This is a genomic window from Pseudoalteromonas sp. SWN29, from assembly GCF_015864465.1.
Taxonomy (GTDB): domain Bacteria; phylum Pseudomonadota; class Gammaproteobacteria; order Enterobacterales; family Alteromonadaceae; genus Pseudoalteromonas.
Window position 1 is genome coordinate 43,624 of sequence record NZ_JADYXE010000010.1, and the last position, 23,072, is coordinate 66,695.

The 23,072-nt window shown below is 40.1% G+C and carries 21 protein-coding genes; 9 read left to right on the forward strand and 12 right to left on the reverse strand.

Annotated elements, in window-relative coordinates:
- A complete protein-coding gene (locus I6F53_RS05655) occupies positions 1 to 912 on the reverse strand; it encodes a haloalkane dehalogenase (protein ID WP_197238834.1) in 912 nt (303 codons plus the stop codon).
- A 67-nt stretch (positions 913 to 979) separates the two neighbouring features.
- Positions 980 to 1,360 (reverse strand): hypothetical protein, encoded by a 381-nt coding sequence (locus I6F53_RS05660; RefSeq protein WP_197238835.1) that lies wholly within the window; start codon positions 1,358 to 1,360, stop codon positions 980 to 982.
- 153 nt (positions 1,361 to 1,513) lie between these two features.
- On the opposite strand from I6F53_RS05660, the gene I6F53_RS05665 reads away from it, so the two are divergent.
- From I6F53_RS05665 to I6F53_RS05680, 4 genes are all read left to right on the forward strand, one after another.
- The gene (locus tag I6F53_RS05665; protein ID WP_197238837.1) at positions 1,514 to 2,122 is read left to right on the forward strand and encodes a TetR/AcrR family transcriptional regulator; all 609 of its coding nucleotides are present in this window, start codon (positions 1,514 to 1,516) and stop codon (positions 2,120 to 2,122) included.
- A gap of 88 nt (positions 2,123 to 2,210) precedes the next feature.
- Positions 2,211 to 2,642, forward strand: a complete 432-nt coding sequence (locus I6F53_RS05670) for a hypothetical protein (RefSeq protein ID WP_197192985.1) — start codon at positions 2,211 to 2,213, stop codon at positions 2,640 to 2,642.
- Positions 2,643 to 2,723: 81 nt separating this feature from the next.
- Positions 2,724 to 3,092: an MmcQ/YjbR family DNA-binding protein gene (locus I6F53_RS05675; RefSeq protein ID WP_197192986.1), complete on the forward strand. Its 369-nt coding sequence runs from the start codon at positions 2,724 to 2,726 to the stop codon at positions 3,090 to 3,092.
- Positions 3,093 to 3,160: 68 nt separating this feature from the next.
- Positions 3,161 to 4,399, forward strand: a complete 1,239-nt coding sequence (locus I6F53_RS05680; protein ID WP_197238838.1) for a winged helix-turn-helix domain-containing protein — start codon at positions 3,161 to 3,163, stop codon at positions 4,397 to 4,399.
- Between the two features lie 468 nt (positions 4,400 to 4,867).
- Here I6F53_RS05680 and I6F53_RS05685 read toward each other — a convergent pair whose 3' ends face one another.
- Positions 4,868 to 6,451, reverse strand: coding sequence for a tetratricopeptide repeat-containing sulfotransferase family protein (locus I6F53_RS05685; RefSeq protein ID WP_197238839.1), 1,584 nt, complete (start codon positions 6,449 to 6,451; stop codon positions 4,868 to 4,870).
- 104 nt (positions 6,452 to 6,555) lie between these two features.
- A complete protein-coding gene (locus I6F53_RS05690) occupies positions 6,556 to 8,973 on the reverse strand; it encodes a TonB-dependent receptor (protein ID WP_197238841.1) in 2,418 nt (805 codons plus the stop codon).
- Positions 8,974 to 9,451: 478 nt separating this feature from the next.
- On the opposite strand from I6F53_RS05690, the gene I6F53_RS05695 reads away from it, so the two are divergent.
- Positions 9,452 to 10,546 carry an NADH:flavin oxidoreductase/NADH oxidase gene (locus I6F53_RS05695; protein WP_197238842.1) on the forward strand — a complete coding sequence of 365 codons (1,095 nt, stop codon included), beginning with the start codon at positions 9,452 to 9,454 and terminating at the stop codon, positions 10,544 to 10,546.
- Between the two features lie 73 nt (positions 10,547 to 10,619).
- Positions 10,620 to 11,816 carry an MFS transporter gene (locus I6F53_RS05700; protein WP_197238843.1) on the forward strand — a complete coding sequence of 399 codons (1,197 nt, stop codon included), beginning with the start codon at positions 10,620 to 10,622 and terminating at the stop codon, positions 11,814 to 11,816.
- Positions 11,817 to 11,889: 73 nt separating this feature from the next.
- Here the strand turns inward: I6F53_RS05700 and I6F53_RS05705 are convergent, their stop codons facing one another.
- The 4 genes from I6F53_RS05705 to I6F53_RS05720 all read right to left on the reverse strand — a co-directional run bounded on the left by I6F53_RS05705 (position 11,890) and on the right by I6F53_RS05720 (position 16,217).
- Positions 11,890 to 12,753: an EamA family transporter gene (locus tag I6F53_RS05705; protein ID WP_197238844.1), complete on the reverse strand. Its 864-nt coding sequence runs from the start codon at positions 12,751 to 12,753 to the stop codon at positions 11,890 to 11,892.
- Between the two features lie 235 nt (positions 12,754 to 12,988).
- Positions 12,989 to 13,732 carry a FadR/GntR family transcriptional regulator gene (locus I6F53_RS05710; RefSeq protein WP_197238845.1) on the reverse strand — a complete coding sequence of 248 codons (744 nt, stop codon included), beginning with the start codon at positions 13,730 to 13,732 and terminating at the stop codon, positions 12,989 to 12,991.
- 450 nt (positions 13,733 to 14,182) lie between these two features.
- A complete protein-coding gene (locus I6F53_RS05715) occupies positions 14,183 to 15,169 on the reverse strand; it encodes a Gfo/Idh/MocA family protein (RefSeq protein WP_197238847.1) in 987 nt (328 codons plus the stop codon).
- A gap of 37 nt (positions 15,170 to 15,206) precedes the next feature.
- Entirely contained in the window at positions 15,207 to 16,217 is a 1,011-nt protein-coding gene (locus I6F53_RS05720) for an AraC family transcriptional regulator (RefSeq protein ID WP_197238848.1), read from the reverse strand.
- Positions 16,218 to 16,319: 102 nt separating this feature from the next.
- Between I6F53_RS05720 and I6F53_RS05725 the strand changes: the two genes are divergently transcribed.
- Positions 16,320 to 17,924: a GMC family oxidoreductase gene (locus tag I6F53_RS05725; RefSeq protein ID WP_197238850.1), complete on the forward strand. Its 1,605-nt coding sequence runs from the start codon at positions 16,320 to 16,322 to the stop codon at positions 17,922 to 17,924.
- Between the two features lie 13 nt (positions 17,925 to 17,937).
- Here I6F53_RS05725 and I6F53_RS05730 read toward each other — a convergent pair whose 3' ends face one another.
- From I6F53_RS05730 to I6F53_RS05745, 4 genes are all read right to left on the reverse strand, one after another.
- A complete protein-coding gene (locus I6F53_RS05730) occupies positions 17,938 to 18,753 on the reverse strand; it encodes a class I SAM-dependent methyltransferase (RefSeq protein WP_197238851.1) in 816 nt (271 codons plus the stop codon).
- A gap of 3 nt (positions 18,754 to 18,756) precedes the next feature.
- Positions 18,757 to 19,155: a hypothetical protein gene (locus tag I6F53_RS05735; RefSeq protein ID WP_024600580.1), complete on the reverse strand. Its 399-nt coding sequence runs from the start codon at positions 19,153 to 19,155 to the stop codon at positions 18,757 to 18,759.
- 67 nt (positions 19,156 to 19,222) lie between these two features.
- A complete protein-coding gene (locus I6F53_RS05740; RefSeq protein WP_197238852.1) occupies positions 19,223 to 19,642 on the reverse strand; it encodes a DUF3429 domain-containing protein in 420 nt (139 codons plus the stop codon).
- 288 nt (positions 19,643 to 19,930) lie between these two features.
- Entirely contained in the window at positions 19,931 to 20,368 is a 438-nt protein-coding gene (locus I6F53_RS05745) for a PACE efflux transporter (RefSeq protein WP_166421775.1), read from the reverse strand.
- A 364-nt stretch (positions 20,369 to 20,732) separates the two neighbouring features.
- On the opposite strand from I6F53_RS05745, the gene ahpC reads away from it, so the two are divergent.
- Together ahpC and ahpF are read left to right on the forward strand one after the other, a co-directional pair.
- Complete coding sequence (ahpC, locus tag I6F53_RS05750) at positions 20,733 to 21,302, forward strand: alkyl hydroperoxide reductase subunit C (RefSeq protein WP_197238853.1); 570 nt, start codon at positions 20,733 to 20,735, stop codon at positions 21,300 to 21,302.
- 154 nt (positions 21,303 to 21,456) lie between these two features.
- Positions 21,457 to 23,037, forward strand: coding sequence for an alkyl hydroperoxide reductase subunit F (gene ahpF, locus I6F53_RS05755; protein ID WP_197238854.1), 1,581 nt, complete (start codon positions 21,457 to 21,459; stop codon positions 23,035 to 23,037).
- Positions 23,038 to 23,072: the final 35 nt, after the last annotated feature.

The window sequence follows — 23,072 nt, forward strand, 5'->3', positions numbered from 1 at the left end:
CTATTTATTATTCATTTCTAAGTGAACAAGCGCTTTTTCTGCAATTTCAACACCGTATTCTTGAACAAAGTGTCCTGCTTCTGCAATTTTTAAGGGCTCAGGGCAGCCTTTAATAAAGTTTCTTAAGTACTCCATTGGGCCTTCGCCTAAAGCTGTATCTTTCATGCCTATCGCCATGAAACTTTGACCGTTCCAGTCTTTTGACCAAAACTCTCTTGCGCGTTTTCCGTGCTCAACACCATCCATCGTTGGCTCGACAGGCACCATGGCGGGAAAGCGTCTTACGCCTGCTTTATAGCTGTTGTCTGGAAATGGCGCATCGTAAGCTATAACATCCATCACAGATACGGCTGGCCCTGCGTCACAGGCAAATAAACCACCGACTGGTATTTCAGGGGCATTTGCGCAGAAATCTCGCCACTGATAAAACCCTTCAGGGGCGGTTTCACCCACCGATATTGCCGTGTTCATAACAATCAAATTTTTGAATCGATCTTGCATATCCATTGGGATTGTTAACCCTAGAATTCCGCCCCAGTCTTGACAGACCAACGTAATATTTTTCAGATCAAGGCGTTCAATTAATCGCATTAAACTATCACGGTGAAAATCAAAGGTATAAACCGATTCATCAACGGGTTTATCTGAGCGACCAAAGCCAAACAAATCAGGCGCAACAACACGATGACCAGCGCCCGTAAATATAGGAAGCATTTTTCTATATAAGTAGCTCCATGAAGGCTCACCGTGTAAACATAAAAAAGTGTTTTCAGATGAAGAATCACCCTCGTCGATGTAGGCCATGCGTAAAGATTCAAAACCAGCTAAATCATCAATGTAGTTAGGTTGGTAAGGAAAGGCCGGTAATACAGAGAATCTTTCTTCTGGTGTTCTTAATGCTTTAATCGTCATAATATTTCTCCTGAAAAGTAGTTTATTTAAGTTAATGTTATCAATGCTAAAATTATTAATTTATAAGTTACTGAGTTTTGCCTAAAAATAGGGATTTAAAGGGCTGCTCGGATGCTCGCATACTGCCAATGATGTAAACAAAGGCGGTAATAAGATCCATGACTGAAATAAAGATAAATACCTTTGGAGCCAAGCCTAATGAAGCGGCATATGTAACAATGATAAAGCCGACCATTCTTACCAATCCGTTCCAAACAATAAGAGGGGCACGGGTTTTAATGTCTGAAGTAGCCCAAAGTAACGCAGCGCCCATAAGCATAAAAGATACGCCCAATACCACTGTGATAATTAACGTGTCTGCTTGAGGTGCCATCAGCGCTGAAATAATCATGCCTAGTGCGATTGGAAAGTTGAATAGCGCCGTAATTTGTACGAATTTTTTAAACATTTTTAGTTCACTTATTTTATTTTTATGAAGTGATCGCTTCAGAATTGAGTTAATTGTGAAGCGATCACTTTGTAATGTCAATAGGGCGAATTGACATTTTGAAGTGACTGCTTCAAAATAGAGTTAATTAATATTATTTTTAAGGGCCACAGAGTGAAAGCAGGACGAAAAAGAGCGTTTGATAAAGAAGTCGTTTTAGATAAAGCGATGCGGTTATTTTGGGCCAATGGATATTCAGGTACTTCTGTTGCCAATCTTTCTTCTGAGCTTGGCATTAATACGTCGAGCTTGTACGGCACGTTTGTCAATAAAGAGCAATTGTTCAAAGATGCATTGGCACATTATCAAAAACAATATGTAGAAGTTAACTACAGCCATCTAGTAGAGCCATCAAATGCAACATTAAAAGCGCGGTTACAAGCTTGTTTCTATGGACTTATTGAGCTATTCACCAGCGATGAAACGCCCCGTGGATGTTTGCTTGTAAAGAGTTTTAATGAATCAGATAGTGTTGCGTTTCCAGAAGATGCGGTTGTTTATATGAAGAAATTAGGAACAGAAACTCAGCAAACATTGACAGGTTTATTCGCGTCTGGCATTGCGAAGACGGATATGCCCCAAGGCCAGACGGCTGAAAAACTGACTAACTATCTCTTATCAGTAAGTTATGGACTGGCTGTTCAAGCAAAAGTAGGTCTGGTTGAAGATGAATTAAAGTCAGTCCTTGATCATGCTTTGAATTCTATTTTTGGTTACTCTTAGTTCAATATTTCGCATTGTTTCATGCACTACAGAATCTATTTTTTAATTACCCACAGTTAACCAATAACCTAGGAAGTACAGGATATTTATGAATAGCACATTCAAATTTAAGCAATTTATCTTCGTGATGTTACTAACGAGTATTTGGATCCACGTCGCCGAGGTAGCAAGAGCTATTTTAGTCGCGTTTCCTATGATGGAGGCCTTCTATGCCGGAAAGTTAGTCGTTGGGCCAATGGCTGTCAGTAATGCATTGATATGGGGAATATGGGATACCATACTGGCGAGTACCTTGGTATTTATTTACTGGTTGTGCGCTCAAAGCTTTGGTCACAATGTAAAAACGATTGTTATATCAGCCACTGTTACTTGCATGGCAACGCTGGGGGTATTTTGGATAGGCTCTGTGAACTCAGGATTAGGAACGTGGGAAATGGCAGTTACTTTGGTCCCAATCGCATGGTTTGAAATGCTCATTGGCGCATTTTTAGCCAGTAGGTTATATGCGCGTTATCGCTAAAATATAAAGCGAGCTCATATATTTATAAGTCCATATAATGGGCTCTATAGCCAATAGACTATACAAACGAAGATCGACAAGATGAACTATAAACAATTTAATGATTTTTGCCGCGGACTATCAGCGACTACTTATGTTATCCAATGGCATAATTCTCATGTATGGAAAGTCGGCGGAAAGGTTTTTGCTATCGGCGGATTGGGAAAAGATGACAACCCAGCATTTATTTTTAAAACATCTGAACTTAACTTTCATTTTCTCAGTGAAATACCTAGCTATAAGCCTGCACCGTATTTTGCTTCTCGTGGAATGAAATGGATACAACACTACGAAAGCAACGATGATACTGATGACGACTTATCATATTACCTTAAAGAGTCTTATCGGCTTGTTTCATTAGGCCTGACAAAGAAAAAACAAAAAGAGCTCGGTTTAAACCAAACCCCTTAAAATAGGTTTAGGTTTAGGTTTAGGTTTACACGTTGCACGGATACTCGTTAATTATCTCTTAGGCAAATATGATTAAAATTAAACACCCTCAACAGCTAGCGCGTTTGCGTCGCCTTGCCCTGTCAGCACAAGGTTTGCTACAAACACAAGCTTTTGGCCGTGGTTTGGCTGGTGCGTGTAATGCGATTAACCATATAGGTTACGTACAAATTGATGCTATTTCGGTGGTAGAGCGTGCTCATCATCATATTCTTCATGCTAGAGTACCTAATTTCAAACCCGCTATGACCAATCAGTTATTACTCAATAAAGACATTTTTGAGTACTGGTCTCACGCTGCCGCTTTTTTACCGATTAAAGATTTTCGCTTCTCATTACCTTATAAACACGCGATTAAAAATGGCCAAATTCATTGGCATAAAGAGCGTGATAGCAAGCTGATGCAAGAATTATTAACACGCATACGTATCGACGGTCCGTTGCGATCTCGAGATTTAGAGTCCAATACAACAAAACGTGCGGGTTGGTGGGATTGGAAGCCTACAAAAAAAGCACTTGAACAGTTGTATATGGAAGGCGACCTGATGGTTAGTAACCGAGAAGGTTTTCAAAAAACGTATGATCTAACTGAACGGGTATTACCTTCTGAGGTAAACTTAAAAATGCCCAGTATGGATGAGTTGGCCACGCACATTGTCGATCAACAGTTCCGCTGCTTGGGGGGTACCTCACTTAAAGGCTTGACTTATTTACGTCGAGATAACGAATTGCGCAACGCAGTGAAAAACTTGGTCAATGAAAGATTAGCGCAGAACATTTTACAACAAGTGCAAATGAGTAGCGGTGAAATATTGTTAGTGGAAACCGAGGCGATTGAACGACCCCTTCCTCGTCTGAATAATCGAATGTTGATCCTTTCGCCATTCGATAATAGTGTCATTCAACGTGATCGGCTCAAGTTGCTTTTTCAATATAACTATCAACTAGAATGTTATGTTCCTGCAGTGAAACGACAGTATGGTTACTTTTGCTTACCGCTACTTTATCGCGGTGAATTTGTTGGTCGTATGGATTGTAAAGTGCATAGGAAAACGTCTCATTTAGAAATTAAATCACTACATTTTGAGCAGCATAACTTTGAGCAAGCGTTAGTTATTACAGCCTTTGTAGACGCCATTATACCATTTTGTAGTTTTCAGAAATGTGACTCCGTTTCTTTAACTGAAGTCTACCCGAAACAGTTAAATGAAAAGTTACAAAGTGCATTAAAATCTATTATTAACGTTAATATAGGACCCATAATATGAGTGCGCTGTTTGTCCTAGTTGTAAATCAACGTCTATCAAGGTTATAAGTGCAGTAACACTTTGTTCGTTTGACTCATTTACACTTTTAATCAAGCAGGATAATGGGGTCGCGTCTTGCCTTTTGCCACTTTCAGTTTATGGCACTTTCTGGCCACTCGACAACATAAACGCGGTAAGTCGTGTTGTTGCTAGTCAATTCATCATTTTTGTCGGATGACGTGGCTTCGCCACTTATCCGACCTACGTCAAAAGGTAGGTTGGTTAAGCCGAAGGCGCCACCCAACAGAATTTCAGATTTACGCCTTGAAGGTTCGCTATTGGCACTCTCTATTCACTCGACAACATAAAATATTGATAATAATTGGCCAGGTGTTTTACTGTGTCGGATGGCGCTTCGCTTATCCGACCTACACTTGCACAAGCGGGTTATTCAAGGTTCACACACCTAACTCCTAAGCTATAAAACCTTTACTCAAAACTGATATTTTGCTTTAAAAAGTAATCTTCAATTTCATCAGTATTCGGCTTAAACGCTTTCCAACGGCCAATTGCTTTATTGTTAAGTGGTTGGCGTACTTGCACCTTGCTTGCGGTAGAAACCGGTGCGGTGTTTAAGTGAAAGTCTATACACTGTTCTTGCCACTCTAGGTTACAAAAGCTGACTAACTCTTTTATTTGTGTTTCGGGCTTTGCTACTAACTCTTCGTATTTTACTAATTTTATATTGCTGTGCAGGGCGCTAAAGTGCTGCATTAGTTTGTAAAAACGGCTGTAAAATTTTGCTGTGTCGAGTAAATCGAGCGAGTACGCGTAGTAGGGGTTATTAATTGTGAATAACTGGCGATAGTTGCCAATACAGGTGTCCATTGGGTCGCGCAGCATACAAATTATTTTGGCGTTTGGCAGTGCTTTGGTTATTAAGTCGATATAAAAAAAGTTAAACGGGAGCTTATCAATAAAGTGTTTATGGCTGCCTGTTATTACGCGTGTTGCGTTTAAATAGGTTGACCCAAGCTGATTAAAATCAAGCTCGTAGGCTTTACTGAGCGTTTGAGAGTCGAGCACGTGAGGTGTTTGCGTTTGGCTTAGCTTTTTAACACTTAAGCCAAAGTCTTGTAATTCACCAGCTGATTGCACGTCGCTGTGGCTCGATATTATACGCTCAACTAATGTGGTGCCAGAGCGGGGCATGCCTAATACAAAAATAGGTTCTGCCGTAGGGTTACCTTGTACTCGCGCCTGTGTGTGCTGTTCACTTAAGCGTTTAATATGTTCAAATAACGCAGTTGAGCTTTTATGATCAAACGGCTGCACAGCACGTTTTGCTAGTTTACCTTGCTGTAACGCGTTAAAAGCCTGAGTAAACTCACCTATGTCTTGATACTCTTTTGCCAAAGCATGGCCAATATGTAGTTTTGCATCGGGGTGTGTTACTTGCTCAAATACATTTTTTAAGCGTTCAATATGATTGTTTTGTGCGGTTGCTTTAGTTAAGTCGCTTAGCGCAAAATGACTTTGATGATGAAGTGGGCTAAGCGCTATGGCATGTTCGAACGCATCTTGTGCTTTATCAAATAATCCTAAAAACTTAGCGCTTACACCGTAGTTATAATAAAACTGTGGCTGGGCTTTGTGAGCTGCCTTAGCCCGTTTAATAGCGCACTCAAAATAGTTAATTGCGTGTTCGTGCAAGCCTGCTTGAGTAAGGGCTACGCCTAGGGTGTCGGCATCGAGCGGTTTTTGTATTTGTTGAATGGGTATAGTTAAGGCGGTGTTTTTTGCTTTTTGTAATTCGCCAGTAAGTGCATAACATTTAGCAAGTTGCGCGGTGTATTCAATACTTTGACCAAGGGTGAGGGCTTTTTCGATGAGCTTTATGGCTTTGTGTATTTGCCCAACAGTTAAATTAACCATGGCCAGCAAAAAGTATCCATCAGCAAAGTCGGGCTTTTGTGTAACTAACTCCACTAGGGCTTTGTGTGCTTGCTCTATTTTACCTTGGTTTAGGGACTGTATTGCGCTTTGATGAAGTTGCTTTAAATTTGGCTGCATGGTTTTTGGTAATTATTATTTTGTAAAAGAAAATAAAAAGGCTCAAATAAATTTGAGCCTTAAAACAGTGTTTAAAAAATGAGACTGTTTAAAAGTCGCTTAAATTATATTTCAAATTTGTAGTTAAATTTAACACCTACAGTAAGCGGGCGATTAATGTAATGGCCGTAGTTACGTTGTATGTCGGCGCCATTAGCTGATGTTATATCGGCATCTGAACGACGAACTGAGGTAACCGCGTATTTGTTGAATAGGTTATCAACATATAGGGTAGTTGACCATGCATCGGCTGTTAATTTAGCTGATATATTACTTAAGCTGTAACCTGGTAGTGTTTCGCCGTTATCACGAAGCCCTACTCTTGAAAGCACGTCGCTTTGCGCGGTTAAACCGTAGTTAATATCAAGCGTTTTGTCGTTAAACACGTCTGTTTGATAGTTTACACCCATCGAAAATTGGTTTTCAGGTGAGCCAGGTAAACGGTCGCCGTCTTCTGCGCCACCGGTACCATCGGCGTTAAACAAAAATGGTGCGTCTGATGTTAGCTCTGCTTTTGTGTAGGCATAAGTTGCATAAACTGAAAACGAGTCAGATAAAATAGCGCGGGTTGAAATTTCAATCCCTTTTGCATTAGCACTGCCTGCGTTTGAAATATATGTTAATTGGCCTATATCCGTAGCGCCCGTAATTTGTGCATCATCCCAATCTACGTTAAATAATGCGGCGTTAAAGTGAAGTTGGCTTCTAAACCATGTACTTTTAAAGCCTAGCTCGTAGTTTGTTGTGGTGTCGGCTTCATATAATAACTCGTCAGGTTTACCACAGCCTGTTTGTTGATCCTCAGGAATAGGGTCTGGGCAAGACACTAAACCGTTTGAACCACCAATTCTAAAGCCTTCACTTACGGTTACATAACCCATTACTGAGTCAGTGAACTGGTATTTAGCATTAAATTTAAATAAGTTACCGTTATCGCCTGCTTCGTCTTTTTCGTATGCAACGGTGGTTACATCAGGATCTACTCCACCATACAATGTATTTGCTAGCGGGAAGTCAAAAGCCGCTTGCGACTCTATATCGTATTTGTAAAAACGTGCTCCAATAGTAATATCTAACTTATCGGTAACTTGGTAGCCAACTTCACCAAATAGTGCAGACTCAGTGACGGTACTTTTTGTAAGCTCTAAGTATTCTAATGAGTCAGGTCTTAGCTGCTCGCCACCAAAGTTATCAATAGCGAATTGGTCAAACCCAGGGGTAAACTCTCTGCTTGATGCTTCGGTTTCTGTTTTGTTGTAAAAACCACCCACAATCCAGTTAAAGTCGCTGTCGCCTTGCGACACTAAGCGAATTTCTTGAGTGAAGGTGTCTTCTTCGTCTATTTCACGGGTAAACGTTGAAAACGAAGGAAATTCTTCATAGCCATAATCAAGGCGAATGAGTAAGTCTGTTTGATCGCGTTGGCCGTCGGCATCAAAGCTCGAAATACCGGTTGCCGATACTAGCTCTGCAAAACCTAGGTCGGCTTTTAGCTCAAGGCTTAGTAATTGATCTTTTTTTATCCGTGGTTCTTCAAAGCGATAGGCTGACTCGTATTTACCTATTACGTCGCTTAAGCCGTTGTTTGCATTAAGGCTGTTGTAATGAACAATCGAGCGGCCTTCGCTGTCTTGGTTTTGGTAAAAGTAGTTAAGCGTACCTTCAAATGATTCATTTGGTTTAAAGCGTACAGAAATACGACCAGTAGTGGTGGTTTCGCCGTTGGCGTCTTTTACATTTTTAAGGTTGTTGTTAACTGCTGAGCTATCGCTCCAATCAGGATCTGGCAACGATACGCCTGGCTCGCGTACTACGTAGCCGTAATCGATAAAACCTGGATCTTCATATACGTTTAAGCTGGCGCGTACTGCTAATTTATCTTCAATAATAGGAAGGTTAAATATAAAGCCGCCTTCGCCACCTAAAGAGTCACTTTCTTTTGTTTGAAATAGGTCGCCGTAAACTTCAAGCGATGTAAAATCAAGCTCAGGCTGTTTAAGCATGTAACGAATTGCACCACCTAATGTACCTGCACCATAAAGCGTGCCTTGTGGCCCAATTAATACTTCAACACGCTCAATATCTACTAGGCGCATATCTACCGAAACCGGAATTTCGTTAATGTAAGTAGATACCGTGCCGCCATCTGACGATGGACCAGATGAATTTGTATTTAAACCACGAACAATAATAGGCGAGCCAGAGCGGCCACCTTGATCGGTAATTGTTAAACCAGGGACCCAACGCGCTACGTCGGCAAGTTCGCTAATATTTTGATCTTTCATTATATCAGCGTCAAGGGCGGTAATATTTAACGGTGCATTTTGCACAGAGCCGCTGCGTCTTGTTGCTGTTACTTCAATTACTTCGAGTGATTTGTTTTTAGCGGCAACTTCTTCTTGAGCAAGTGCGGCATTAGGCAATAAAAATACGCTAGAAACAGCGCTCGAAATAGCCAAGGTTAACAAGCTTGGTTTAAACATAAAAATTGATCCCCAGATTCAAAAATTTAACATCAGTTAATTAAGTAAAGTAGTTTATCAGGGAGTGAAGTGGCTTGGAATGTTTAAATTGAATTTTAATTCACTTTTATAGAATAAATATAGTGCTCGTAAGTGGTTTTTATTCAGTTAATAGGCAACACAAGCAATAGCTTAGTGTTATTAGGTACGGTTAGGTTATAAATTGTACCCTTGTTTAAAGGTAAATAGTCATTCAGTTTGTAAAACTAGATTTTTACTGCGTTTACTCAACAAATAATTACATTAAAAAATATATCTCATAATGTCATTACTTATACTTTTATTAGCACTATTAAAGTGTATTTTTATCCCCATTATGAGTGGTAGTCGTAATTATAAGTGGCTGTGTAAGCTTTTGAGTGAGCGTGTTTGATTGCCGCTTCGTATTCTCTTTTTTATTTTGTCCGCATTTTTTTGTGCGTGTTTTTAAGGATTAACAATGAGCCAACTATTTTCGCCTTTATCACTAGGGCAAGTAACGTTAGATAACCGTATTATTATTGCACCAATGTGCCAGTACTCAGCAAATAATGGCGCTGCTAGTGATTGGCACACTATTCATTTAGGACAATTGAGCTTAAGTGGTGCCGGGTTACTTATTTTAGAAGCAACAGCAGTTAACCCAGAAGGGCGTATTAGCTACGGTGATTTAGGGCTTTGGAATAACGAAACACAACAAGCGTTAGATAAAAGCTTAAAAGCAGTGAGACAATACAGCTCTATGCCTATTGGTATTCAGCTGGCGCATGCTGGGCGTAAAGCCTCTACAGGTAAGCCGTGGGAAAATGTAGGTGCTATTGCACCAGATGAAGTAAATGGCTGGCAAACTGTAGCTCCTTCTGCAATTGCGTACGACGATAAAAGCCCAGTGCCAAAAGCAATGAGCCAATCTGGTATTGACTCATTAATTAAAGACTTTGTAAGTGCGGCTAAACGCGCTGATGAGCTCGGCCTTGATTTAATAGAGCTGCATGGTGCGCACGGTTACTTGTTACACCAATTTTTGTCGCCCCTTTCAAACAAGCGCGATGATAACTACGGCGGCAGCCTAGAAAACAGAATACGTTTATTACTTGAGGTATTTAAAGCAGTACGCGCGGTATTCCCAAGTGAAAAAGCAGTGGGTGTGCGTATTTCGGCAACCGATTGGGTTGAAGGCGGCTGGGATTTAGATCAATCGATAGTGCTTAGCAAAGCGCTTGATGAACTCGGGTGCGATTTTATTCATGTAAGTACGGCGGGTTTAAGCCCTGAGCAACAAATACCAGTAAAACCTAATTTTCAGGTACCATTTGCAACAGCCATCAAAGAAGCGGTTAAAATGCCTGTTATAGCGGTGGGTTTAATTACTGAGGCGCAACAAGCCGAAGATATTATTAGTGAGCAGCAAGCCGATGGCGTAGCACTTGCGCGTGGTATTTTATATAACCCGCATTGGCCGTGGCATGCAGCTGCAGAGCTTGGTGCTACAGTGACTGCACCTAAACAGTATTTACGCTCAAGCCCACATGGGCAACCATCGCCAATAAAGTAAATTATAGCTATTAAGCAAAACCCAACCCGCGTTTGCTGGTTGGGTTTTATTATTTTTGTAAAGTAGGACACACATGACTCAAATAGGCATTTCACCACAACCACTTAGCAATACACTCGTCACTATTATTGCTTTGTGTTGCGGCCTTATTGTTGCCAATATTTACTACGCTCAACCTATTATTGAGTTACTAGCACCAGAGGTGGGATTAAGCTCGCATAGTGCCAGCCTTATCGTATCACTTACACAGATAGGTTATGCCTTAGGTTTGTTTTTTTTAGTGCCTTTAGCTGACTTAATAGAAAATAAACGCTTAATGCTTATAACGCTCGCTGTGTCGTTTTTGAGTTTAATAGGTACAGCACTGGCTGACTCACCTAATGTAATGCTTATTTTATGTTTGATGATAGGTATAAGCTCGGTGTCTGTTCAGGTGCTTATTCCACTTGCTGCGCATTTATCGTCGGATGAAAAACGCGGGCAGGTGCTTGGTAATATTATGGCAGGTCTGTTGTTAGGTATTTTGCTTGCAAGGCCTATATCGAGCTTAATAGCCGATCACTTTGGTTGGCGCGCTGTATTTTATTTTGCCGCAGGCTGTATGGTGTTTATTGCAGGCGTAATTTATTTTGCTATTCCAACTCGGCAACCAACCCATAAAACAACGTACTTTAAGTTATTAAAATCGCTTAAACAGTTAATGATAAGCCAACCAGTGCTGCGCCAACGCTCTCTTTTTCAAGCGTTAATGTTTGCATCATTTAGCTTGTTTTGGACGAGTGTGCCGATAGTGCTTGCGCGTGAGTATGGTTTATCGCAATCAGAAATAGCACTGTTTGCACTTGTCGGTGCGGCAGGTGCTGTAGCGGCCCCTATTGTTGGGCGTTTGGCCGACAAAGGCTATACACATCAGGTCTCTTTACTTGCAAAAGTTATAGCAGCTGGTTGTTTTTTGCCCAGCTTGTTTGATTTACCTTACGGGATAGTAATTTTAGCGTTAACGGGTGTGTTTATTGATTTTGCTGTGCAAGCCAATATGGTACTCGGGCAACGCGCAGTTTACGCACTAGAGCCACAAAGCCGAGCACGTTTAAATGCTATTTACATGACCAGTATATTTGTAGGTGGTGCGGTGGGGTCGCTTATTGCCAGCCCGTTATATGAAGCGGGTGGTTGGACAGGTATTGCCCTGGTTGCTACGGGCATGCCACTTATTTCGTTGATTGGGTATTTGGTTACAACTAAAAAGCAAGGTAAGGCCATAAGCTAATTACGTTGCTACAAAAAAGCCACTGCTTACGCGGTGGCTTTATTTTTTAGAATTAGTCGATTACAGTTTTTATTTAAGCAACCTGCTTTTTTGCATTTGAAAACGAGCTACCAACAGATGCAACTATCACAAGTAAAATAGCTAGCCACTGCCATAAAGTAAGTAGCTCACTTAAAATAATAAACCCAGCGAGCGAAGCAATTGCGGGCTCTAAGCTCATCATTACGCTAAACCCTTGCGATGGCATGTTACGCAGCGCAACCATTTCAAGAGTATAAGGTAATGCGCTTGATAAAATAGCAATACCAATACCCAGAGGAATAATTTCCCATGAAAATGCGGCACTTTGCATAATACCGCCGTAAGGTACAAGTACAATTGCTGCAACAGTCATACCCAATGCAACAGTGGCTCCACCAGAGCTTTGTGTGCCCGTTTTTTTACCAAATAATATATAACCTGCCCAGCATGCACCCGCACCAAGCGCAAGCGCTACACCTAACGGATCAAGACTGTCTTGGCCGCTCATATCAGGAAGTAAAAGTAATATACCTGCAATAGCACACGCAACCCAAAATAAGTCACGTTTACGGCGCGATGAAAACAAGGCAACAGCAAGCGGGCCTGTAAATTCAAGCGCTACACCAATGCCTAACGGAATAAGTTCAATAGCGTAATAAAACAAAATGTTCATGCCGCCTAAACTTAAACCATACACAATTATAGAAATACGATTACCAGAAGTAGGTAAGTGTTTCCACGGTTTAAATACTAAGCAAAGTATAAGGGCAGAAAAACCAAGCCTAAGTGCCGTTGTGCCTTCAGGGCCAACAATAGGAAAAAGCTGTTTTGCAAACGACGCGCCCGTTTGAATGGTCATCATGGCAAGCAGAACACACACGATAGCCAGTAAGTAACTTTTTGAAGATGCTTGCATTTTTATCCTTGAGTTGAGTAACTCTATCAAATAGTTAAATTGTAATGCAGGGAGTATAAAAGCTAAACCCGCTCGATATTAATGGCGGCATAGTATCTTTTTTTAAATTTATAGGTAAGTGTTTGCGACCAAAAATAGCGCAATTAAAAGTATATTAAATAGGGCGAGTAAATAAAGTAAGCGATAAAGTTAGCAAACAGGCGCTTGCTAACTTTAATAAGTTGGTTAAAAGGCTTTAGTGGGCACTTTTATTAACTAAGCCGTCAAGCGAGTAAAGGCCTCGTTTTTCATCATTTTTACGTTTAATTTCTTCAAGTGCGCGCGATTCTACTGCGTCGAATAAAGCATTAATTAAGCGGTTAAAATGTTTGTGCATTGCAGTACGTGCTGCATTTGCATCATGAGATTTAAGAGCAGTATAAATAGCGGTGTGTTCGTCCATAACGCATTCGTTATTGTTTTTACATACACTGCTATAGTCAGCAACAATTTGTGGGTTTGTTAAACGTAAATCCCACAAGTTAGATACTGCAAATTCAAGTGCCTTGTTGCGTGTTGCCCGCGAGATTATTTCATGAAACTCACGGTCAGCTTGCTCAACATAAAGGCCTTTTTCCATGGCTATTAACGTTTTATTTAGTTGCTCTAGTTCTTCTTCTGTAATGCTTTGAGCAGCTAAAGCGGCAATTTCGCCTTCAATCAATGCGCGAGCTTGTGTAAGTTCAAATGCACTGATCTCTTTTGATTTTATAGAAGCATTTTTTTGTTCTACTACGTAAACACCAGAGCCAGTTTTAACTTCAACTCTGCCACGTACTTCTAATGCGATAATTGCTTCTCTAATCGTAGGGCGACTTACATCAAACATTTCTGCAAGTTCACGTTCAGGTGGTAAACGACTCCCAGCAGAAAATTCGCCTTGATTTATTAAAGACTCAATTTTATCAACTATGCGCCAAAATAAGCGACGATTACCCATACTTTACCTTCATTACCTTAAGGAATAGTGGCCTCTGGGGCCTAAAAGTCAAAACCAACTGTGAATACCAGAGGTTACCTCAAAATTCACTATTATGTCAAAATTCTAACGCGATGTTATGGTTAAAAACCACTATACACCAATGGTTGCATTCTTGTATTACCAATTTAGTTTAAAATAATGCAATTGGCTAGCTTGATTGGTAATGTTTTTATGTGTTAGGTTAGTTTTAAGGTTATTGAGTAATAAATATTGGTAATAAGTCAGTTTAAGTTGTTGGTGTTAAATTTATTGCGGAAATATTTTTATTTCTAAGACATCTTATTTGATTGCCCATGGATGGGGATCGTTATTTTTTAAACGTTTTGTAAAGTGTGTCGTTGTACGAAAGCTTAAATAGCTTTTTTATGGGCGTTGACTGTCGTTGGTTAACGCCCATATTTTATTTAATTAGTCGTTAGGGTACACAACCCCAAGTTGTTTGCGGGCTTCATCAAGAACGCTCATTACGTTACTGGCTAAAATGTGAGTATTAACAGGTGACTCATGGATGTTTTGCTTCACTAATGCCATAAAGTGTTCAACTTCGTATTTCATAAAGTGCTCATCAAACGGCTGTGATATAACCTCTACCTCACCATTATTAGCAATAAACTCCACCTTTTTGAGTTGCGATACAGCTTCTATACGTATGCGGCCAAGCTCACCTTGTATTTCGGTAATATTGTCGCCTTGCGATATTTTAGAGTAACTAATAACGGCTTGTTTATCTGCGTAGTTTAGTAATACATCGCCCGCACCATCTACACCTGTATCAAGCAATACGCCACTGGCACTTACGCTTTGCGGCGCTCCCCAAAGTGCAATTAATAAATACAGTGGGTAAATCCCTAAATCAACTAAAGCACCATTAGCAAACTCGGGTAAAAACGTATTTGGACGTTCGCCATTTTTATACTTATCGTAACGCGACGAATACTGACTGTACTGGCCAATATATTTACGTGGTGTGCCAATTTTTACCATTGCCTGTTGCAGCTGTTCAAAGTTAGGCAAGTGAGTGGTCATCATGGCTTCCATGTAAAGGCGCTGATGCTTTTTTGCTGCAGCTATAATGCTTGCAAGCTCTTTAGAGTTGGCTGCTGATGGTTTTTCGCCAAGGACATGTTTACCCGCTTCTAGACACATAACGGCGTATTGTTTGTGTAAGCTGTTAGGGGCGGCTATGTATACAGCATCAACGTTTTGATCTTGGCATACTTGCTCGATTGAGGTGAAAATTTTTGCTTGTGTGTTTTGTGGATGTTTGGCTAAAAATGCTTCGCCGCTAGATACCGCGCGCGAGCACACCCCGTATAAATTAAAATCGTTTAACGTATTTGCAGCGGCTAACAATGTGTCGCTAATAAAATTGGTGCCAACAATAACAAAGTTCATGCTCACTCCTTAGCTTAAATAAAAATAATAAGAGTGTTTAGTTTAACATTTTTTTAGTCCTATATGCCCTAGGAGAACACCCAAACCAGCGTTTAACATTAACACTTAGCGTTGCTTGCTCCTGATACCCTAAAAGCTCAGATATGGTTGATATTGTAAATTGGTTTTGCGCTAAGTAGTGGGCAGCTAAAGCCCGGCGAGTAGCGTCTTTAAGTTTTACAAAGCTCGTATTATGTTTGATAAGTTCTCGGTGCAGAGTACGCGGGTGCATACCCAGCGCAGCTGAAATAGTTTGGTTACTACATTGATAAATAGGAAGCATAGGCCTAATTAGCGCACTAACTTGGTTGGGCAATGATTGGGTGTGTTCTTTGTTTTTTGCCAAGAAGCTTAGCGACGCTTGTACTTTATTTAGCTCAGGGTGATCAAGCTCAAGGGTTAAATCACTTTTTGAGATTACAATACCAGCGCTGTTGCGATGCTCTGTAACGTTACAACCAAAATAAGTGTTATAAGCACGAGTATTAGTACTTAATTTTTTGGGCAAAAATATAGTAATTGGTTTGCAGCGGTTATTGCTCAGCTTTTTAATAACAGCCAGTGCTAAACCAATGGTTAGCTCAATTACTTGGTTAATGTGCGGTAATGGTTTTAAATTAATTTCGAATGATAAAAACACGCTTTTATCACTCTCTAAAGGGTGAGAGTTTAAGCTAAGTGCAGGGCTGTGCAAGTAAAGGTATTTAATAACCCAATTAAGTGCATCACCTAAATTAGTACTGCTTTTGGCTGCTATTGCAACATGTCCTAAAATATCAAAATTTTGTCTACTTGCGAGCTTAAGGCCAAAACTAGAGCAATTGAACTCACAAGCACAGTATTCTAATAACTCAGCGTAATCTCGATAAGGCAAATAGTGGTTGTCGAGGTTTTTAAAGTCAACGTTACTAATATTACAGTTTTGCATTATTTGATGCGGATCGCCGCCAAATTCGCTAATTAGGGTGTCTATACCTTGTAATGACGTGGCTCTGATTAGGCTGCTCATGGTTAACCTCAAATAAATGATGTCTAAAAATATCAAGTTTTGTTGAGTTTTTCTATGCACTATTACTGTTAAGGACGTTTAACACTTTTATTAAGGTACACCATGAACAATACAACATTTGATTACATTGTGATTGGCGCAGGCAGTGGTGGCTGCGTGATGGCATCGCGCTTGTCTGAAGATAAAAATGTAAGTGTGTGCTTAATTGAAGCAGGCGGCAGCGATAAAAGCGCATTTGTACAAATGCCAGCTGGCATAGCAGCGAGTGTGCCTTATGGCATAAATAGTTGGCATTACAATACAGTACCTCAAAAAGAGTTAAATAATCGGTGTGGTTTTGTGCCGCGAGGCAAAGTGCTGGGTGGGTCGAGCTCTACTAATGCGATGGTTTATATTCGCGGTACTCAATACGATTACGACCAGTGGGCACAGCTTGGTAATACCGGCTGGGATTTTAATAGTTTACTCCCGTATTTTATTAAAGCTGAAAACAATAAAACCTTTATAAATAATGAGCTGCATGGCACTGATGGCCCCTTACATGTGCAAGAACTTAATAACCCAAGTGCAATTAACCAGTGTTTTTTAAACGGCTGTAAAGAGCAGGGCGTTAATTTAAGCGACGATATTAATGGTGCAGAGCAGCAAGGTGCACGGCTTTCACAAGTGACTCAGCATAATGGCGAGCGTTGTAGCGCCGCTAAAGCGTATTTAACACCTAACTTAAATAGAGCTAACTTAACGGTACTGACTAAAAGTCACGTTAATAAAATTATAATTAATGATAAAAGCGCCCAAGGTGTGCAAATAGAAAAAAACGGCAAAGTAATAGATTTACTTGCTAATAAAGAAGTGATTTTGAGCGCCGGTGCTATTAATTCACCGCAGGTATTAATGCTTTCGGGTATTGGCCCTAAAGCTCAGTTAAGCGCTCATAATATTAAAGCTCAACACGTACTAGAAGGTGTGGGTGCTAATTTACAAGATCACTTAACGGTAGTGCCGCTTTATAAATCAAAAACAAACAAGGGTACCTTTGGTATAAGCCCACTTGGTATTGCGAGCATTTTTAAAGGCTGCGTTAACTGGTTTAGTAAGCGAGAGGGGCGATTAACAAGTAATTTTGCAGAGTCGCATGCGTTTATTAAGCTATTTGAAGATTCGCCTGCATCTGACGTACAGCTAGAATTTGTTATAGGGCTGGTGGACGATCATAGTCGTAAATTACATACTGGGCATGGTTACAGTATACACAGCAGTATTATGCGCCCTAAAAGCCGAGGAACTATTACATTAGCCGACAGCAACCCACGTAGTGCTCCACTTATTGATCCTAACTACTTAAGCCACCCAGACGACATAGTTGCAATGCTTGCTGGCCTTAAAAAAACACTCGCTATTATGCAAAGCAAAGCCTTTGATACTATACGCGGTAAAATGGTCTATCCGCTTGATATAAATAATGATGAGCAGTTAATTGAGTTTATACGCCAAACGGCAGATACCGAGTATCACCCGGTTGGCACATGCAAAATGGGGCAAGACTCAATGGCAGTGGTGGATACTAATTTGCGAGTACACGGGGTAAGTAACTTACGCGTAGTGGATGCGTCGATTATGCCTACAATTATTACCGGTAACACAAATGCACCGGTAATTGCGATTGCTGAAAAAGCAGCTGATTTAATTAAACGCGGCAACGTTTAATTATTAAAGACACTTAGCTATAAAATCCGTTTAACCATTGTTGCCAATCGCTTTCAAGGTGCAGCATTTGCTGATGCTTTTTAGCGTTTAGATGCTTGGTTTCGTCCTCGCTCGCCATATAAGGTCCAACGCGGCAAAGGGGGCAATGGTTAGATGTTAAGTATGCAGGTTTGGTAAGACGTGAGCTTAATTCGCTAGTATGTGTATCAATACTTTTTGGGCTGAAAACGTAAGTTATGCCGCTGGTGTCTTTAACGTGTTTATCGCGGTCAACATTACGAATTTTATAACCTTCAAAATGGCTAATATCAAATGGGATTTGGCCTAAATAATCAGCGTTTAAACCGTTATTTAAACTCCCTTCTATATTCCATTCTCGATAAGGTTTTACATCCTTTGAAGTGATATAACACAGCATTGGACCATTTTTATCAAGCGCGTATTCGTTCGCGTATTTAATAAACTGGTGCAGTAAAGCGCGGTTTAGTACATTCATACTGGTTTGGCGCGTGTTGTTTTCAAATGCTTCACGGCCAACAAACGCAGGTATAAGCGGAAACTGAAAAATAACCACATCAAAGCTGTGCTGATTTGCACTTAGAGTTTGCCAACACGCAGGGTTTGTTACATCAAAGCTATTAAGTACGGCAACGTTTTGCGCTTTTAAATCGTTAAGCGCATTGTCTTGGTACTTTTGCTCAATAGTAATTGCATCATCGTAGGTAGAGGCCACTAATGTGTGCGGCTTTACGTTGTTATGTATGGCGCTCGAAAATGATAAGTCGCCATCGCCAACAGTGAGTATTCGCCAACCAGGATCTAAATACATAAATTAAAGCGGTTTAGTTGGTGTGTTATCAGCATCAGGCGTACTTTTTTGAGACTGTGCTGCGAGTAAACGATGAAACGCAAGTCTGGTTTTTAACCCTTCAATTGCGATTTGTTTAATAATAAGATTAAAGGTAATTAAAATGGCAAAGGCAATATGAATAGGCCCGTGGGTAAATCCTGCATTTGTATCGTAAAGCATTAAACCGAATAGCAAAAATAAGACGACTAAGAAAATTTCGAGTAATTGACTTGAATAAAAACTCAAACGACCTTCACTTTTATGATCTTTTTTTATGCGAATAGCACAAAAAAATGGAATCACTTTGATTTTAAATGCTGCGTTTTTTTCTACGTAGTTTTCGCCAAGTTCATCGAGTTGTTGGCGTAATTGGTCAATCATGGTGTGTCCTCAAATAGCAGTGCGCGGATATTACCTTATTACCACGCAATATTTAAGTTTACAGCCATTATTTAGGGTAAATACTCATACCAATAGTAAGGATATGACACACAAATACAACGGAGGTAAGTACAACACGCATTTTTTGATAATCTTTATGGTAGGTTTGCCATTGCGGTGTGGCTTTTTCAAAAATAAGTACCAGCCAAAAACTAGCACCTAACCAAGCAAGCGCCCATTCGGTAGGCATAAACGACAAGAATGGCACCGGAATTACAGGTAATACCGCTTTAATTGCATTGCTATAACTCTGCTCTCCGGCACGCCACAAGTTACCTGCCATAAATGCTAAAATGGCGATACTGTAAAAAGTAAAAAACTCTAAGTTAACGCTGTTACTACCAAACACAAGCGGCCATGCCACGCAGCCTAAAAAAGGAAGTAGCCCTAGGTAGCCTAGTTGAATGTGATTAACAAATTTTTCCATAACAGTGTGCCTTGTGTTTGAACGTTTTTACGCGCGGTTATTGTAGCAGTATTTTATAAGTAAAGTGGATTTACAATAAATGCGAGCTACTAAATAGTGTAGAGGTATTAATTGATTAAACGTTGTAGATAAAGCACTCGATCTTCATTGTTATTATTTCTTTAAATATAAAGTAATACAATATGTAGGGTAGGCTGATGATTAGCCTATTTTATTTTTACTGGGAGGTGATACTTATCGTTTTATCAGATTAAAAAGCCTCTTAAAGAGGCTTAATTAAAAGATGTTTTACTGCGTTGTTTTATCGCTTTTAGCGGATTCTGGTAGGCCAAAAACGCGGTCAAACGCCCATGTAAAAATAATTGCATAGATAAAGAAAAACGCAAACAGGCCAAGGTTTGCTATTAATGCATTTAGGGCTGATATATTTAACCACAACGACATTACAGGGATTAGTAATAATACCAACCCACCTTCAAAACCAATGCCGTGCAATAGACGCCTGCCTAAAGTGCGCCCTCGCTCAGCTTGCTTTGCTTCCCAGCGTTCAAATAAAGCGTTAAATACATAATTCCAGCCAAGTGCAATACTTGATAAAACAATGGCTAAACCGATTGCTGAAGAGGCTGATTTGTCAAAAATAAAGCTGATAATAGGGCCAACAAAGGCAATGGCAAAAAATTCATATAAGACAGCCTGTAATACTCGGCGTTTTTTAGGAGTCATAATTAATCCCTGTTTAAGATACTTAGCTTAACAATTGATTGATACAGTTAAATTGTACCTCGCGTTTTAAATAATTGTACAGGTATGTTGCTGTAAGTACGCCATAAACGTATCTAAATTACCTGCGTTTATTGGCTATTTTTAGCTTGTTGGATATAAACCAAACAGTTGGCTGGCTTTTTGTTTTCCCCCATGTTTATGGATATTACTTACAATCTAAAAAACAGATTGCTTTAATCTAAACAATCAATTTTATTTAATTACCCATTAGCCTTATTGTACTAATCAAGCCAACGCAAAAGGTCGTTTAAAACGAAAGCGTTGATTACTTTTTAAATACATTAAACATAGATGAGGAAATACCATGAGCACTTCATTAATCAACACAAAATTACAACCATTCAATGCAACCGCTTACCACAACGGTGACTTTGTAGAATTGTCTGAAAAAGATGTTCTAGGTAAATGGTCAATCTTATTCTTTTACCCAGCTGATTTTACGTTTGTATGTCCTACTGAACTGGGTGATGTTGCAGATTATTACGCACAATTACAAGAAATGGGCGTAGAAGTTTATTCAGTATCTACCGATACTCATTTTACTCACAAAGCATGGCACGACACGTCAGACACAATAGGTAAAATTACTTACCCAATGATTGGCGACCCAACAGGCCGCATTACACGCAGCTTTGGCGTAATGATTGAAGAAGAAGGTTTAGCACTTCGCGGTACATTTGTAATGAACCCAGAAGGCGAAATTAAAATTATCGAAACTCACGATTTAGGTATTGGCCGTAGCGCTAAAGAACTTGTTCGTAAAGTACAAGCTGCACAATACATTGCAACTCACGATGGTGAAGTTTGCCCTGCATCTTGGCAGCCAGGTGAAGACACACTTGCACCTTCATTAGACCTAGTGGGTAAAATCTAAGTATAGATTTATTCCTACTATAAGGGCAGGTAACTGCCCTTAAATCAACGAACATCCGTTTGTTGGTGCCTCCTATATCAATATACTTGTTTAAGCACGTGCATTATTTGGCATGGGAGGCTTGCTGTTTAAATTTTCCTAAAAGGGTTAAGCCATGTTAGATAACAACATAAAAAATCAATTAAAAAGCCATTTTGAATCGCTTACTCAACCTGTTGAGCTGCTTATTGCCTTGGATGACAGCAAAAAATCAGCAGAAGTAGAAAGCTTAGCAAACGATTTAGCCTTACTGAGCGATAAATTTACGGTAATAAACAACCCTGATACAAGCGCACGTCGCCCGTCAATGGTTGTACATTCACCCAGTAAAAACACTCATATTACGTTTGCAGGCGTACCTATGGGGCACGAATTTACAAGTTTAGTGTTAGCGCTTTTACATACTGGCGGACACGCAAGTAAAGCCAAAAGTGAAGACATTGAGCAAATACAATCGCTTACTCAAGAACTCAACTTTGAAGTATATATAAGCTTAAGTTGCCAAACGTGCCCGCAAGTAGTGCAAGCACTTAATACTATGGCAGCAACAAACAGTAATATTAAAGCGACCATGATTGATGGCGCATTATTTCAAAGTGAGGTAGAAGAGCGAAATATTTTAGCTGTACCGGCTGTGTATTTAAATGGCGAACCATTTAGCCAAGGTGCACTGAGTCTTACCGACATACTTAATAAAGTAGATAGCAAAGGTGCGCAGCGCCAAGCTGAGTCGCTAAGTAAAAAAGACAAATTTGATGTACTTGTAATTGGTGGTGGGCCTGCGGGCGCATCGGCTGCTATTTACTCAGCACGAAAAGGGTTAAATACAGGTATAGTTGCCGACCGATTTGGCGGGCAAGTGGCCGATACATTAGCCATAGAGAACTTTATTTCAATTAAAGCCACTGAGGGGCCAAAATTAGTTGCCCAGCTTGAAGAGCACGTTAAAGAATACGACGTGGATGTAATGCATAATCAGCGCGCAGCAGCACTTGGTTATAACAATGGTTACGAAATTACACTTGAGAATGGCGCCGTACTTAAAGCTAAGTCGCTCGTGCTTGCCACTGGTGCACGCTGGCGTGAAATGAACGTACCTGGCGAGCAAGAATATCGCGGCCATGGTGTGGCATATTGCCCACATTGTGATGGCCCTTTATTTAAAGGTAAGCCTGTTGCTGTAATTGGCGGTGGTAATTCAGGCATAGAAGCGGCAATTGATTTAGCTAATATTGTACAAAGCGTTACAGTACTTGAATTTGCAGACACATTACGTGCAGATGAAGTACTTATTTGTAAAGCTAAAAGCATGGCTAATATTACCATTATCAAAAGTGCACAAACAACTGAAGTATTAGGCAATGGTAAAAAAGTAACAGGCTTAATGTACACAGATAGAGTGTCGGAAGAGAGCAAAGAGCTTGAACTTGACGGTATATTTGTACAAATAGGTTTGATACCTAATACAGAATGGTTAAAAGACAGCGACCTTGAATTAAGCAAATTTGGTGAAATACTGATTGATGCTAAAGGCGCGACTTCATTACCAGGCATTTATGGCGCGGGGGATTCAACCAATACTCCGTTTAAGCAAATTATTATTGCAATGGGCAGTGGTGCAACGGCAAGCTTAGGCGCATTTGATTATTTAATTCGTCACAGCGATGAAACCGAAGAAGATCAAAGCGCTGCTTAACATTATTTAATAAAAAATTTAGTAAAAACTCTCTT